Source organism: Nocardia amamiensis (genome assembly GCF_015477605.1).
GTDB classification, from domain to species: Bacteria; Actinomycetota; Actinomycetes; order Mycobacteriales; family Mycobacteriaceae; genus Nocardia; species Nocardia amamiensis_A.
The window spans coordinates 33,718-49,090 of sequence record NZ_JADLQX010000043.1; the positions used below are offsets into that span (position 1 = coordinate 33,718).

Sequence of the window (15,373 nt, forward strand, 5' to 3'; positions counted from 1 at the left end):
AGGGCTCATCAATGACCGAGCAGAGCAACGACAACGACGCGGAATGGCTGTTCCTGATCGATCCGGGCTGGCAGCCCGCCGACGAGGACGATCGCCCGCCCGCACACGCGGTGCTGGGTGGCTGGTTCGTCGATGCCGACGGCACAGCAGGCGAATTCCAGCCCAACCCGGACTATCGCCCCGCCGACGAGGGGTCGTTCATCGACCCGATCGACGCGACATTGCGGCTGGTCCTGGAGAAGCGGGCCGAACCGGGCCAGCTGCTCGCGACCCTACGCGGTGCGGTAGTCGGTGTCGCGGTCGACGAGAACGGCAATCCGGTCGTCGCGGCGTCCCCGGATCAGATCCCCTGCGTGCTGGTGACCTCGGCGCCCGAGCACCGCCGGCACGCGCAGGTCGAAGGCTGGACCGAGGTCTCGATGGCCGAACTCGCCGCGGCGCTGCCGGAGGAGGGCATCGATGTCCTGATCAATCCCGGCGCTCCCGCATCGATGCGGCTGCTCGCTGGTGCGGTCAAGGCGGCGGTCGCCGTCGCGACCTGAGTGTGTGGTCGCTGAGCGGGCGTGCGCCGGCTCAGCGACCGTCGTTCAGAACCGAGATTCCTCAAAAGCGTTTGACTGATACCGCATTTCGGTGATGTGCTCGGGCGTCAGCAGCCGGTCGGGTACCGGTTCGTCGCGCCGCGTGAAGCCCGGCCGGGCGAGCAGTGCGGCCAGGGCGAGTACCTGGAGATCAGCCGGCGCCACCGTGTAGCGACCCGCGGCATCGACCACACGCGCGTCGACCACGATGCACACGCTGCCGACCGCGACGACCGGAGCTCGATCGCCGCGCTCGGCCACGATTCTCGGCAGGTGCTCGGGGACGCTCGGCTCGTTCATCACAGGCCTTTCCGATCGGACCGAATCACAGGGCGGGCAGCTGACAGATCTGGACGAGCTCGCGCCCACGCGTGCGTGACACCAGCATGCCCCGTCCCGGCGGATACTGCGCCGGGCGCACGTCACCGAGCAGCACACCCTCGTCCTTGGGGGTGCTCATCAGAATGCCGTCGACCGACATGTCCTTGAGCGGGCCGAGGACATTGTCGTAGAGCGCACGCGACGCGCCGCCGGCTCGCCGCGCGATCACCACGTGCAGACCGATATCGCGGGCCTGCGGAAGCAGATCCATCAGCGGCAGCAGCGGATTGTTCGACGCCACCATGTCGTAGTCATCGACGATCACATAGACCTCCGGGCCGGTCCACCAGCTGCGTTCCCGAAGCTGCGTGGGGGTGATGTCGGCGCCCGGCATCCGCTGGGACACAAATCCCGCAACCTCTTTGAGGGTCGGGACCGAGGTTTGCGCCGAGGTCGAATATCCGGCCAGATGCGGGCCATCGATGGCGCCGAGCATGGTGCGGCGATAGTCGACCATAATGACCCGGGCATCGTTCGGGCTGGAGTTCTCCACGATTCCCTGCGCGATATTGCGCAGCAGTGTGGTCTTGCCGCAGCCGACGTCGGCGAAGACCAGCAGGTGCGGTTGCTCCTCGAAGTCGAGCACCATCGGCGCCAGTTCCGATTCGCTCAGTCCGATCAGGACCCGCTTGTTATCCAGGCGCAGGCCCTGCGCCCGTGCGGTTTCCAGCACCTGTGCCCGGTCCAGTTCCAGCGGGAGTTGGCGCACGGCGGGTGCGTGGCGGTCACCGTAGACCCGCACCATCGCTTCCTTGGCCGCGGCGACGCCCTCGGCGAGGGTCCCCGGGTCGACGTCGGTGTCGAGGCGGGGCAGCGCGATCAACATGTGCAGTTTGTCGGGAGTCATGCCGCGGCCCGGGCGATTGATCGGAACGCCCACTGCCGCACGACGATCCATCTCCGAGTCCGACGGGTCGCCGAGGCGTAGTTCGATCCTGGTGCCGATCTGATCCTTCACCACCGGCCGGATCTCGGCCCACCGGTTGGCGCCGAGCACGAGGTGGATGCCGTAGGACAGACCGCGCGCGGCCAAACCGAGCACCTGGCCTTCGACGATGTCGAAATCCTCCCGGAACGCCGCCCAGCCGTCGATGACCAGGAAGACATCGCCGAACAGGTCGGCCGAGAGCGGGTGCGCCGCGCGTTCGCCCTCGGGCAGCTCGGCGAGCTGTGCCTTCAGTTTCCGGAAGTCGCGCATGTTCTCGATGCCGAGGTCGAGAAAGCGGCGTTCACGCTGCCGCAACAGCATGCTGAGCTCGGCCACTATCCGCCGGACGCGGTCGCCCTCGAGGCGACCTGCCGTCGACCCGACGTGCGGGAGACCGGCGAGCGCGGACAGTGTGCCGCCACCGAAATCGAGGCAGTAGAACTGCACCTGCTCGGGGGTGTGAGTGGCCGCGGCAGCCGTGATGATGGTGCGCAGGGTGGTCGACTTGCCCGACTGCGGCCCACCGACCACCGCGATATTGCCCTGGGCGCCGGCCAGCTCGATCGTGAGGACATCGCGCCGCTGCTCGTAGGGCTTGTCGACGATGCCGATCGGCAACCACAGATTGCCGTTGCGGTTGCTCTCCGAACGCCAATCCTGCTCGGGCAGCAGCATATCCACGGTGGGCGAGATCTCGAGCGGCGGCAGCCAGACTTCGTGCGCGGGTCTGCCGTGCCCGGTCAACCGCTCGACCACCACCTGCAGCAGTGACTGCTCGTGCGTGGGGGCGAGGGGTTCGGTCGCGGTTTCGCCGAGCAGTTCGCTCAGGTCCGGCAGTTCCACCGGGACCGGCTGCGCCGCGCGGACCGCGACGGCCGCGGCGGTGAAGAGGTCGACCGCGCCCGCTGTGCCGGTCGCCTCGGCGACGGCACGGTCACCGGCGGGCGGCACATAGGTACCCGACACGTAGGTCGCGTTGAACCGCAGCGGGTCCGAGGAATCGCTCTTGAGATAGCCGGCGCCGGGTTGACCGGGCAGGTGATAGGCGTCGGTGATGCCGAGCACCTGGCGGGACTCGCCAGCGGAGAAGGTGCGCAGGCCGATTCGGTAGGACAGGTGCGAGTCCAGACCGCGCAGCCGGTTCTCCTCGAGGCGCTGCGATGCCAGCAGGAGATGCACCCGCAGCGATCGCCCGAGCCGGCCGATCATCACGAAGAGCTCCGCGAAATCCGGCTTCTGCGAGAGCAATTCGGAGAACTCGTCGACGATGATGAACAGTGCCGGTAGTGGATCGAGCTGGGCTCCGTTGGTGCGCGCCTTCTCGTATTCGGTGACATTGGCGAAGTTCCCGGTCGCTCGGAGCAATTCCTGACGGCGGGTCAATTCACCGGCGAGAGCGTCACGCATGCGGTCGACCATCGAGAGTTCTTCCTCGAGATTGGTGATCACCGCGGAAACATGGGGGAGGGGGTCGAGGCCGAGGAAGGTCGCACCGCCCTTGAAGTCGACCAGGACGAGGTTGAGCAGATCCGGCGAGTGGGTGGTCACCATCGACAACACCAGCGTGCGCAGGAACTCCGACTTGCCCGAACCTGTAGCACCGATACACAATCCGTGCGGGCCCATGCCGCTCTCCGCGGATTCCTTGATGTCGATCTCGACGGGCGTGCCGTCGGGAGTGACGCCGATCGGAACCCGGAGGCGTTCGCGCGCGGAGCGGGGCCGCCACACGGACTCGGCGTCGATCGTCGCGGCGTCGGGAATCGACAGCAGCGACATCAGACCGGGATCGCCGGAGACGTCGTCGCCGAGATTGACGATCTGGGCGGTGGTGGCGATCCGGAACCGAGCCATGGCGCGCGCGAAGGTGGCGGCCACCTCGGGGCTCAGCCGATCGGGACCCGCGAAATTCTCCACCGACCCGCCGGTGCGCGCGCCGATCACGTCCTCGTCGACGACCAATTGCAGGCCGCGCCGGACCGCGAGCCCGGCTGGTGGCGCGGTCAGGTCCAATACGGTGACCGAGTCGAGGCCCGCGTCGCTGATCGTGCGTTCGGAACCGCTGACATAGCCGTCGTCGATGACGACGACCACGTGCAATCGCCCCGTGGTCGGCGGTGCGTTGCGCAGGAACCGGCCTCGTTCGAGCAGGTCCTCGCTCAATGCGGTCTCGAGCTCCGAGAGCGACTCGTAAACCGTGCGCGCCGAGCCGATCCCGTCGCGGTCGCGCGGATGTTGCAGGTGCGGAAGCCATTTCGTCCATTGCCAGGTCTCCGCGTCGGGTTCGGCGGTGACGATGGCGAAGATCATGAAGTCCGGACCGTGAAAAGTGGCCAGTTCCATCAGTATCGATCGGAGCAGAGCGCGCCCGTGCTCCCGCGGGCCTTCGATGTTGACCGCGGGGAACGCGCGCAGCGAGATGGCGGTCGGCAGGCCGTGCACGACCGAGTGAGTGCGCACGAACCGGCGCAGCGCCACCGTCGCCACCGGTTCCAGGTCTTCGAGCGGGCCGGTCTCGGGCCTGGCCAGCTTGGTGGCGATGCGATGGCTGCCGACGCCGATCCGGACATGCCCGAAGTCGGGGTCGCCGGGCCGGCGTTCCCACATCCGCCGGGTGCCGATCAGGGCGTGCAGGTCGACCGGGTGCGGGTGGCTCCAGATCAATGCCGCCCGCTGCGCGGTGCCAGTGCTGCGGACGTCGCGGCGCAATTGATCGAGGTAGCGGAAATAGTCCTTGCGTTCCTCATTGAGCTCGGCCGCCTTCTTGCCACCGCCGCCGGTGCGACCGGCGAACATGCCGACCATCGACATCAGCATCATCATCGGGAACATCATGGCCATGGGGTTGGTCAGCATCGACCGGCCGCTCATGGTGAACATCAGCGCCATCATGCCGACCATGGCGACCACCATGACCAGCGGAAGCAGGCGCTGCCACAGCGGGCCGGGCACCGGCGCGGTGATCTCCGGCGGTGCGTTGAGCACCACGTCGCCGCCGGGCGGCCGCGGCGGCGCGATCCGGGCCAGCCGAATGAAACCTTGTGTACTCATGGCTGTTCCGTTCAGTCGTCGCCGGGCAGAACGAGCGGCATGCGCTGCTTGCGGCGGAAGGGGATCGACAGCGTCGAGAAGATGGCGAGCAGGGTCAGGCAGATCGCGGCGCCCGTCACGCCGATGCGCCGCGGCCACGGGTTCACCGGTGCGATCGGGGTCGGGCCCGCGATCTGTTCGCCGGCCGCCGGATCATGGAGCGGCGGATTCGGCAGTACGGCGGTGAGCGCGGCTACCGGGTCGACCATGCCCGCGCCGATCCGGGCGTCGTGGCCGTCGCCGGGGGCATGCGCCGTGCCGATGATGCGATCCATCACCTCTTTGGCGGACAGCTGCGGAAAGCGTGCGCGCACAAGGGCCGCCAGGCCTGCGACGTAGGCGCTGGAAAAGCTGGTTCCCGCGACCGGCGATACCTGACCGTCGGCCTGCGGGGTGCCGTTGACCAGGCCGGTGCCACCAGGTTTGCTGTCGAGTGAAATCAGGTTGCTGCCGGGGGCGGCCACCGAGACCCACGGCCCGTACAGCGTGAACGGCGACGGCGAGCCGTCCGGCTCGACCGAGGCCACCGAGAGCACATAGGGCGAGAACCACGCGGGCGTCGCGATGGTTCTGACCGAATCCCAGCCGGCGCCGTTCTGCTCCTTGCACGCGCCCTGCGATTGCAGGTTTCCCGCGGCCGCTACGACGACGACATCGCGGTCGTAAGCGTATTTCAGTGCGGCGCCGAGCATCCCGTCCACCGGGCCGGAACCGGCGGGCCGGCAGGACACTTCGGAGATGTTGACGACCGTCGCGTGCAGATCCACCGCGCGGACCACGGCATGCGCGAGGGTGGCGACGGTGCCGTACCCACCGGCCGACATGCCGTCCGGCCGGTCATTGCGGTAGCTGTTCTTGGCTTGATAGGCCAGGCTGGTCTGCCGGATCGCCAGCACCGTGGCGCCCGGGGCGACACCGGCGAAACCATCGCCGCCGTCCGGGGACGGGTGCGCGGCGATGATCCCCGCGACCAGGGTGCCGTGCCCGTCGCAGTCGGTCGTGCCGTCGGAATCGGAGACGTAGTCCCCGCCCGCGTCGACCGTCAACCGCGGATGGCGATTGACTCCGGTGTCGATCACCGCGACAACCTGTCCCGCGCCGCGACCGAATTCCCAGGCAGCGGCGACCCCGAGCGCCTTTTGCGCGGCGGGCACCCCGACCGGAGATGGTCCGGTCCAGCTGGGTTCCGAGCACAGCAGTCGCTGTTGCGAGGGTTCCGGCGGGGCCACCGGGGCGCCGGTGATCAGCAGGCCCGGATCGACCCCTGGCGGCACGACGGCCCTGGCTGGACCGGCGGGCTGCAACGCCGCCGTGATCGCGAGTGCCGCGACGGCGAGCGCGGCCGGCGCCGATCGTGCGTGGTCACGCATTGCGGGCCAGGGCATAGACGTCGATGATCCAGAAGACCAGTGGCCCGATCAGGCAGATCATCAGGTACTCCAGCAGCTCACCGGCCCGCTGCACGACCGGCGAGATCTCGAGCTTCGGCCCGGCCACCCCGATCAGCAGCGCGAGTGCCGCGACGACGAGCAGCGCGCCCGCGGCGGGCAACGCGGCATCGGTGAGTTGGGTGCCGAGCAGCACCATCGGCGGGATCAGCGCCGAGCAGCCGCCGAGCACCAGCAGCGCAGCCTGGGTGAGGTCAGAGAAGGCACGCCCGCGCCGGGCCAGCACGATGCCGACCGCCACCGCCAGCAACGCGGTTTGCCAGAGGTGCTCCCGGGCCGCCGCGACCACCATGATCGTCGCGCACACCGTCACCGTCACGATCCCGGCGATCATCCCGGACTGATAGTCGTTGGCCCGACGGGACCGTTCGCCCAGCCCGGCCGCCGAGGGGATCGAGGTCGCGCCGATCGCGCCGATGCCCTCGATGGTCGGCCGGGGCTCATGGTCACGCGGATCGATCACTCCGCCCGCGGTCGGCACCGGCGGCACCGGCAGCCGCGCGGCCGCGACCGCGATCCGCGGCGTCAGCGTGATGCCGAGCAGTGCGATGAAGATGACTCCGGCCGCGGTTTTGGACGGTGCCACCTGCCACACCGTGGTCGTACCCGCGGCGCCGAGGCCGAACGCCGTGATCGTGATGACGGCGGTGAACATGGTTGGGCGCACCGCAATCACCCGCATCGCGATCGTCGCGAGCAGCATCGTGACGGCACAACTCAGCAGCAGGTGCGGTGCGCCCGGCCGACCGGGCACGAGCGCCGCGGCCCCGGTGCCCATCAGCAGCAACCCGCACAGCGCGAGGACCGTGGCGGGCAGTGTCGCGGCATACCACCGGGCGACGAGCCCGGCTCCGACCAGGACGAGGAGCCCGAACCCGACGCCCGCAGCACCGGCCCATCCGCCGGCCCCGTGTCCCGCCGCGTACAGCAACAGGAGGCACGCGCTCGCGACCGCGGCGATCGCGCCGCCGAGCCCGGCCAGACCCGCGGACTCGGCGGTCCAGCCGCGAAACGAGTTGTCGGTCAGCCGGGCCACGGCGTCGATCACGTCATCGAAGAGCGCAGGGGAGTCGACCGAATCCACCGCGCTCAGCACCAGCAGGTCGCCGTCGAAGACCTCGGCCTCGGTGAGCGTCCGGACCGGATCGATCGCGGTGTGGCCCAGCCGGGACAGCGTCCAATGCCGGGCGGCCAGCGGCCCATCCTCCTCGTGTTCGGACAGGTCCGGATTGCGAGAGGCGATGAGTGTCACCACATCTGGAATGAAATTGGCGATCGGGATCGTGGCGGGCAGCGCGACATCGACCTGAGTGTTCCCGCCGATCACCGAGACTCTGCACAGCTGCGGCTCGATCGCCGTTGACTCGATCACGTGACAACTCCCGAATTCCCTGGTTACGACGATCGGGAAGGTAGCAATCACGGTGCCCCGCGGCAGTGGCCCGACGCGGAGTTCGCTTTGTCGTAACCCGCGGTGTGGCAACGACATGCGGTTATCGCGTCGAGCGCGCGCGGTGGGGTGAACTGTCCGTGAATGGCCGGTGTTCGCCGTCCGGGTTCGCTGGGCCGGACAGCCGAGTTCGCGCTAATTTCCGGGCATGTCAGCGATTCGGCAAGCGCAACAGGTCTTCGACGCGGGCGTCCTCTCGCTCGGTCTGATGGTCGACGGCCAGCAAGCCGCGAAGAATCTCGAGTACGCCAAGGTCGCCTTCCGCCGGGCGACCGAGCTCGATCCCGACATGTGCGACGCCTGGCTCGGGCGCGTCGCCGCCGGGGACGCCACCCAGGAAGTGCTACGCCAGTTACACCGCACCTCGACGACTTCGCATCTGCGTGAGCAGCGCCGGCTCGGTCTGCCGCCGCGGCAACTGGCCGGCCGGTTCCAGATCGGCCAGTACATCGACTATCCGATCGCCAGCCTCACCGAGATCTGGCTCGCCCAGGCGATGCACCTCGTCGAGGATCGGGATTTCGATGCGGCCGAACGCGTTCTCGACGAGCTGGACGAGCGTCGCAGGCAGCTGACCGAGGATCCCGACCGTGCCGTCGACGACAAGGTCTGCGCCTACGCGCGCGGCGTGCTCTATTTCACCGGTCAACTGTGGCCGGAGGTGATGGGCGTGCTGGCCGGGTCGGCCGACTGGCAGGACCAATACATGGCGGCCGGGGCGCACGTCATGGTCGGCACCGCCTGCGCCCACCTCGGCCTCTTCGGCGAGGCGACCCGCCGGCTGGAATTGGCCGAGCGCGGCCCGATTCCGGCGGCCCGGACCGCGGCCATGTACTGCCGCGGGCTGGCGTTGCGCGAGCAAGGCCACGAGAACGAGGCACGGGCGTTGTTCGAGACCGTCTACACGCAGGTCCCCGGGTTCGCCTCCAACGCCACCGCGATGCGCGACCCCAAGTTCCGGATCATGGTGACCACCAAGGAACAGATCGAATCACGCACCGACCGTTGGGATCCGGCGTCGGCGCCGTCCCTGGCGGAGGCAGCCGAAGAGGAACAGCATCACAGGGCCGAGGTGATCCTCGCCGCCGCCCGCGCGGAACTGGCGGCGCAGATCGGCCTCGGTGCGGTCAAGGTGCAGGTCGCCAAGCTGCAGTCCTCGGCGATGATGGCCAAGATCAGGGCCGAGAAGGGCCTCAACAGCATGCCCCGCGGCCAGCATCTCGCCTTCACCGGCCCGCCCGGCACCGGCAAGACCACCATCGCCAGGGTGGTGGCCAAGATCTACTGCGGGCTCGGGTTGCTCAAGACCGACAAGGTCGTGGAGGCCAAACGGTCCGATTTCGTTGGCCAGCACCTGGGTTCGACCGCGATCAAATCCAACCAGCTGATCGATTCGGCCATGGACGGTGTGCTGTTCGTCGACGAGGCCTACACCCTGATCCAGGCGGGCCTTTCCGGTGGTGACGCCTTCGGGCGCGAGGCCGTCGACACCCTGCTGGCGCGGATGGAGAACGATCGCGACCGCCTGGTCGTCATCATCGCAGGCTACGACGGCGAGATCGACCGCTTCCTGGCCAGCAACGACGGCCTGTCCTCCCGCTTCGCCAAGCGCGTGAAGTTCGACTCCTACTCGCCCGGCGAACTCTGCGAGATAGCCCGATTCATCGCCGCCAAACGCGATTCCGCCGTAGCCGACGAGGCGGTCGAACTGTTGCGCGAGTCGTGCGCGACGCTCTACGCCACCGAAGGCACCGACCAGAGCGGCCTGCCCCGCCGCGGCGTCGACCTCGCCGGCAACGGCCGATTCATCCGAAACGTCATCGAAAGCGCAGAGGAAGAGCGCGAATACCGCCTAGCCATGGACGACAGCCTCGACCACCGCGCCCTCGACGAAGAAACCCTGATGCGCATCGAGGCCGACGATATGCGCAAGGCGCTGGAAGTGGTGCTCTCGACCCTCATGCCCTGAGTGCGAATACAACTGGGAGTCGAAGCATCTCGCCGAGCTTGTCGCCGACCTGACGACGAAGTTCGCCGACCTGTACGACGTCAGCCACGAGCGGAAGAACGTCGCCGAGTATCCGGGCTACTGCCTGGGGTCGATCACTGTGTCGAGAAGAATCCCGGCTTTCTCGCATTTATCACGAAGAGTGAGTTTTCGTTCAAGCGCTACGACAAGTTCACGGCGGCAGGCGTCGTCGAAGGCGGAGACCTCTACCGCGAGTTCGGTGAATTCGACGCATTGACCGGTCCCCGATAACGGGACCACCCGGTCTTTGAGCCCGGGTTGTTTCGATCCCGTTTCAGTTGATGTAGCAGGCCACGGGATGGTGGACATGGCCGCAGCGGGCAGCGTACTCGGCCGGGGTCAGATAGCCCGGCGCCGAATGCCGATGCCGATGGTTGAGCTCGAGCTTGAAATCGCCGATAACCACCCGAGCCTCGAGCAGGCTCGTCCAGTGGTTACGGTTGAGGCACTCACTACGCAGCCGCCGGTTGAACGACTCGATGAACCCGTTGTTCCACGGGCGTCCCGGGCGGAATGTAGACAATCCCCACCCGATCGGCGCAAAACGTGTGCAGCGCAATAGAAATCATCTCCGGTCCGTTGTCCATGCGCAGCACCCGCGGTGGGCCACCAGCGGGCGGTGAACACCTTCTCCAGCGCGGCGACGAGTTTCTCGGCGGTGATCGACCGCTCGACCAGGTGCAGCAGCGATTCGCGGGTGTGCTCATCGAGCGTCGACGCGATCTTCATCGCCCGCCCGTCAACGGTGGGGTCGAATGGAAATCCAACGCCACAACACCTTCTGTGCGTCCGCGTCGACCGGCGGCACCGGCGAACACCCGGCCTGCTTACGCGGGGAATGCTCGCGCACCTGCAAGCCCTCCTCACGCCAGAGCCGGTGCACCTTCTTCTTGTTCACCGCGCTGCCCTCGTCAAACAGCGCCGCCCAGGCACGGCGGAACCCGTGCCCTTGGTTTTTCCTGGCGTAAGACCGCAGCCAGGCCCGCAAACCGGCATCCGATCTTCTCGATTCGCTATCGCCCCGGCGGTGGCCCCGGCCCAAGACATGTGCTTACGCGACACCAATAGTCGCCACCGAGCATGAGCAACTCACCCGTTCCCACCGTGCTTGCCGCACATTCGCCGCGAACCGCCGAGCGCTGCTAGGCGAAACTTGCAGTACCTCAACAAAATCGGGACCTTCTCCGCTACAAGCATTGAAGACGAACACCGAGGTAGTCAAGATCAAAGAGGTACCCACCTTGTACACCTTTTCAGTACAAGACACACACTCTGGGTGCCTTTTCGCCCACCAAAGCCGAAAAGGTCCCGACACTGGGTGACTTTTCGGCTTCGGTAGACGACGCCGACGACCAACTGACGCGAAGAACCGCCGCAGCACCTGTAGGTGGACGAAACGCCGACCCGGCAGCGATACGCCGACACAGCGCACTCGGACCGCACTCTGCACCCGTCCGCGCCCCAGCACCACCTGGGTCCGTGGGCGCACACCGGCGACCACCCGCCCCAAAGAACATCGCCGCCCGCGACCCGGCACCGGTGGCGAAACACTGGCCGTCGGCCGGATCGTTCACCTCCTCACCGAGCGAAATCCATTCCATTTCATTCCATTTCCAGCGATCGGAATGAAATGGAATGGATTGGAACGGAATACCGGTGCTGAAAGCTGTTGCAACGCCCGCCGCCAGCAGGTCGCCGAGTCACCGTCAGTACCCCGGCTGACCGCCGCTTCGCCGGCAGCGACCGCGCCACAACCGCCCGGCGGTCGCCAGCATCGGCGCTGGGACTGACTTACCGCCGAGCATAATCCTGGCAAACGGCGTAGTTCGGCAGGCACCTTCCGCGCCGGGTTCCGTTCTTCCCGCAGCGCTACCGGCGCGTCCCGGGCAGGCGCCGCTGGATATGCCCCGGAAACTGCCTTCGCGTTGGCGATGGATGTCGGTCACCACACTCTGTCCGAACTCGGTCAACGCGTTCTTGCCCACGAACCCGCGGGCGGCCAGAAGATCGGTTCGTGATGAGCGATGCGGGCAGCTTGCGGATCGCTTCGAGGTCGTCGCCGAAAGTATGAACTAAGCGCTTGTGCTTAGCTTTCCGTCGAGCTACGGTCGTATGTTGGTGCGGATGACCTAAGAGCTTGAGTCCGGCCGGATCGACACCGAAACCCGGGTGCAGCATTAGAGCCTGCACGACCCGCTGATCGGGCTGCCGAACCGCACCGCGGTGTACCGGCGGATCACCACCGTCCTGTACACCGCCCACTGCTGGCGCACCCTGCTTGCGGTGCTGCTAGTCGATGTCGACGACTTCAAGGTCGTCGACGACAGCCTCGGGCACGCCCACGGTGACGCCGTCCTGCAACGACGCGGCGGCGGCTGGCGGGGGCGGTCCGCCCGGCCGATACCGTCGCCCGCCTCGGCGGCGACGAATTCTTTCGTCTGCGAGGGCATCGGCACCGCGGACACCGCGACCGCCCTGGCCGCCCGGATCACCGCCGGTTTGGCCCTCATCCAAATGCTCGGCTAATTCAGAAGTTGAAAGTAGCGGAAGGCTACTTCGATGGTTGCTCGGTCTGAGAATACGGTGGGGGTGACGACGGCCATGTATCCGCTGTCGCCGGCACAGTACGGCGTCTGGATGGCGGAGAAGGCGTCGAGCGGCGTGCCGTTCAATATTGCCCATTACCTCGAAATTACAGGTCCTGTCGACGTCGGTTTGATGGTTCGGGAGGGACTTGACGCGACTGCGGAGCTGAAATCCGGGCGATTCCGCTTGGTCGAAGTAGACGGCATTCCCTATCAGTGGGTGGAGGGGGTGCAGTCCTACGAGGACGGTGTTCTCGATCTCAGCTCGGAGCCGGATCCTGTTCGTTCGGCTATGGAGTGGATGCGTGCCGACTACAGCAAACCGGTGGATCTGCTTCGTGACGAATTGTCGGAAACCAAGCTGATCGTGCTGGCGGACGGTCATTACTTCTGGTATTCACGGATCCATCACATCGCGATGGACGGATACGGCGGACTGAATGTCACTCGTCGCATCGCGCAGCGGTACAGCGCCGCGGTGGAAGGTCGGCAGCCGTCGACGCTGAAGACGGTGGACCTGGAAACGCTGTATCGAGGGGAGCGCGAGTACCGCGAGTCCGGTCGGTTCGTTGCGGATCGTCAGTACTGGGCGGAGCGGGTTGCCGGTCTTCCGGAGCCGATCAGCCTGTCGAGACGATCGGCTCCGCCGGCCGCCTACGATCTGGTGAGCGGGCAGGAGTTGGGTCCAGAGCTGACGGCCCGGCTGGAGGCGATGACCCGGGAGAACGGGCAGAGTCCAGCGCAGGTTGTCGTTGCCGCGATCGCGGCGTTCCTGTCTCGGATGGCGAATACCTGCGACGTCGTGATGAGTCTGCCTGTCACGGGTCGGGCGAACGCTGGTGCGAAGCAGGCTGCGGGAATGTTCTCGAATCTTCTCCCGATCCGATTCCACGTCGGTGTGCGGACGACGATCGGTGAGCTGGTCGCCCAGTCTGCGCGGGAGCTGCTCGGGGCCCTGCGTCATCAGCGGTATCGCTACGAGGATATTCGCCGTGATGCGAATCTGCTGAACACCATCGGGGCTGTGTTCGGTCCCGTTGTGAATCTCATGCTGTTCGATTCCGAGTTGAATCTCGGGGAGGCGACGGCTACCTATCACATTCTGCGGTCCGGGATATTGGACGACCTGCAGATCAATGTTCATGGAAGCGGTCATGATGCCGCCTTGTCGATCGACCTCCACGGAAATCCGAACAGATACACCCAGGAGGAGCTGGACCGTCTTCACAGCAGGTTGATCGACTTCTTCGGTCGTTTTCTTCATGCGGAGCACGACACCGAGATATCACGGTTGAGCCTGCTCGATGTGGAGGAGCGGAGCCGGTTGGTGCCGGTGCGGGGTGCGGCGGCGGTGGTGGGCTGGACTCTGCCGCAGATCTTCACGGAGGCGGCGGGGGTGGATCCGGGTGCGGTGGCGGTGGTGTACGGGGCGCGATCGCTGACCTATCGAGAGCTCGACGAGTGGTCGAGCCGGGTGGCGCGGGTGCTGATCGGCCGGGGGGTGGGCCCGGAGTCGGTGGTGGCGGTGGCTGTGCCGCGGTCGGTGGAGTCGGTGTTGGCGGTGTGGGCGGTCGCCAAAGCCGGGGGGGCGTTCGTGCCGGTGGATCCGATGTATCCGGCCGGGCGGATCTCGCACATGCTCGCCGATTCCGGGGCGGTGGTGGGTATGACGCTCTGCGAGCAGGCGGGTGCACTGCCGGGGTCGGTGGAATGGTTGGTGCTCGACGATGCGGCGGTGCGGGCCGAGTGTGCTCGGCAGTCCGGTGCGGTGGTGACCGATGCGGATCGGGTCGGCCCGTTGCGGGTCGATCATCCCGCGTATGTGATCTATACCTCCGGCTCCACGGGGGTCCCGAAGGGGGTGGTGGTGCCGCATCGGGGGGTGGGGAACTTCGCCGTCGAGCAGCTCGAGCGATATCGGGCGGGGTCGTCGTCGCGTGTGTTGCATGCCGCCTCACCGAGTTTCGATGCTTCGGTGCTGGAGTTGCTGTTGGCGTTCGCGACGTCGGCGCGGTTGGTGATCGCACCGGCGCAGGTGCGCGGCGGTGCGGAGCTGGCCGGGCTGATCGCCGGGGAGGGGGTCACGCACGGCTTCCTGACGCCGACCGTGCTGGCCACGCTCGATCCGGGGGAGCTGTCCGGGTTCGGGTGTGTGGTGGTCGGTGGTGAGGTGTGTCCGCCGGAGCTGGTGACCCGGTGGGCGCCGGGCCGGCGGTTGCACAACGGCTACGGGCCGACCGAGGCGACGGTGATGTCGAACATCGGGGACCCGATGGTGGTGGGGGAGCCGATCACCATCGGCGGCCCGGTCCGGGGGGTGTGCGAGGTGGTGTTGGACGGGTGGTTGCGTCCGGTGCCGGTGGGGGTGGTGGGGGAGTTGTATCTGGCGGGGGTGCAGTTGGCGCGGGGCTATCACGGTCGCCCGGGCCTGACGGCGGGTCGGTTCGTGGCGGATCCGTTCGGCGGGTCGGGGGAGCGGATGTACCGGACGGGGGATCTGGTGCGGTGGCGTGCGGATGGGCAGTTGGAGTATGTGGGGCGCAGTGATTTCCAGGTGAAGCTGCGGGGGTTCCGGATCGAGTTGGGGGAGATCGAGGCGGCGCTTGCCCGGCACGACGCGGTGGCGCGGGCGGTGGTGGTGGTCCGCGGCGAGGGTGGGGTCGACCGGTTGGTGGGGTATGTCGTGCCCGAGATGGGGGTGGGGGTCGATGTCGAGGAGTTGAGGCGGTTCGTCGGTGATGGGTTGCCGGGGTTTATGGTGCCGGCGGTTTTGGTGGTGGTGGATGGGTTGCCGTTGACGCCGGTGGGGAAGTTGGATCGTGCGGCGTTGCCGGTGCCGGAGTTCGCGGGTGGGGTGTATCGGGCGCCGTCGGGGCCGGTG

10 protein-coding genes are annotated in these 15,373 nt (G+C 67.2%); 4 read left to right on the plus strand and 6 right to left on the minus strand.

All coding sequences use genetic code 11. The features are described 5' to 3' along the window. Nucleotides 1-11 precede the first annotated feature (11 nt). A complete protein-coding gene (locus IU459_RS33550; RefSeq protein WP_195133618.1) occupies nucleotides 12-542 on the plus strand; it encodes a type VII secretion system-associated protein in 531 nt (176 codons plus the stop codon). Between the two features lie 45 nt (nucleotides 543-587). Here the strand turns inward: IU459_RS33550 and IU459_RS33555 are convergent, their stop codons facing one another. From IU459_RS33555 to eccD, 4 genes are all read right to left on the minus strand, one after another. Next, nucleotides 588-842 (minus strand): hypothetical protein, encoded by a 255-nt coding sequence (locus IU459_RS33555; protein ID WP_228838878.1) that lies wholly within the window; start codon nucleotides 840-842, stop codon nucleotides 588-590. A gap of 64 nt (nucleotides 843-906) precedes the next feature. Further along, nucleotides 907-4,941 (minus strand): type VII secretion protein EccCa, encoded by a 4,035-nt coding sequence (gene eccCa, locus IU459_RS33560; protein WP_195133620.1) that lies wholly within the window; start codon nucleotides 4,939-4,941, stop codon nucleotides 907-909. A gap of 11 nt (nucleotides 4,942-4,952) precedes the next feature. Beyond that, the gene (gene mycP, locus IU459_RS33565; protein WP_228838879.1) at nucleotides 4,953-6,365 is read right to left on the minus strand and encodes a type VII secretion-associated serine protease mycosin; all 1,413 of its coding nucleotides are present in this window, start codon (nucleotides 6,363-6,365) and stop codon (nucleotides 4,953-4,955) included. Continuing rightward, complete coding sequence (eccD, locus tag IU459_RS33570; protein WP_324199127.1) at nucleotides 6,343-7,800, minus strand: type VII secretion integral membrane protein EccD; 1,458 nt, start codon at nucleotides 7,798-7,800, stop codon at nucleotides 6,343-6,345. Before eccD ends, mycP begins: the two co-directional genes overlap by 23 nt. 226 nt (nucleotides 7,801-8,026) lie before the next feature. Between eccD and eccA the strand changes: the two genes are divergently transcribed. Beyond that, entirely contained in the window at nucleotides 8,027-9,847 is a 1,821-nt protein-coding gene (gene eccA / locus IU459_RS33575; RefSeq protein ID WP_195133622.1) for a type VII secretion AAA-ATPase EccA, read from the plus strand. 334 nt (nucleotides 9,848-10,181) lie between these two features. Here eccA and IU459_RS33580 read toward each other — a convergent pair whose 3' ends face one another. Next, nucleotides 10,182-10,430 carry an integrase core domain-containing protein gene (locus tag IU459_RS33580; protein ID WP_195133623.1) on the minus strand — a complete coding sequence of 83 codons (249 nt, stop codon included), beginning with the start codon at nucleotides 10,428-10,430 and terminating at the stop codon, nucleotides 10,182-10,184. 216 nt (nucleotides 10,431-10,646) lie between these two features. Continuing rightward, nucleotides 10,647-10,895 carry an IS3 family transposase gene (locus IU459_RS33585; protein ID WP_195133624.1) on the minus strand — a complete coding sequence of 83 codons (249 nt, stop codon included), beginning with the start codon at nucleotides 10,893-10,895 and terminating at the stop codon, nucleotides 10,647-10,649. Between the two features lie 1,196 nt (nucleotides 10,896-12,091). Between IU459_RS33585 and IU459_RS33590 the strand changes: the two genes are divergently transcribed. Continuing rightward, the gene (locus IU459_RS33590) at nucleotides 12,092-12,433 is read left to right on the plus strand and encodes a diguanylate cyclase domain-containing protein (protein ID WP_324199128.1); all 342 of its coding nucleotides are present in this window, start codon (nucleotides 12,092-12,094) and stop codon (nucleotides 12,431-12,433) included. Between the two features lie 33 nt (nucleotides 12,434-12,466). After that, the coding region (locus IU459_RS33595; RefSeq protein ID WP_195133625.1) for an amino acid adenylation domain-containing protein at nucleotides 12,467-15,373 on the plus strand (2,907 nt) is incomplete at its 3' end.

Excerpts from the sequence above, each read along its gene's own strand:
- IU459_RS33550 (WP_195133618.1), top strand. The coding sequence starts at position 12 with ATGACCGAGCAGAGCAACGACAACGACGCGGAATGGCTGTTCCTGATC.
- eccCa (WP_195133620.1), bottom strand. The coding sequence starts at position 4,941 with ATGAGTACACAAGGTTTCATTCGGCTGGCCCGGATCGCGCCGCCGCGG.
- mycP (WP_228838879.1), bottom strand. The coding sequence starts at position 6,365 with ATGCCCTGGCCCGCAATGCGTGACCACGCACGATCGGCGCCGGCCGCG.
- eccA (WP_195133622.1), top strand. The coding sequence starts at position 8,027 with ATGTCAGCGATTCGGCAAGCGCAACAGGTCTTCGACGCGGGCGTCCTC.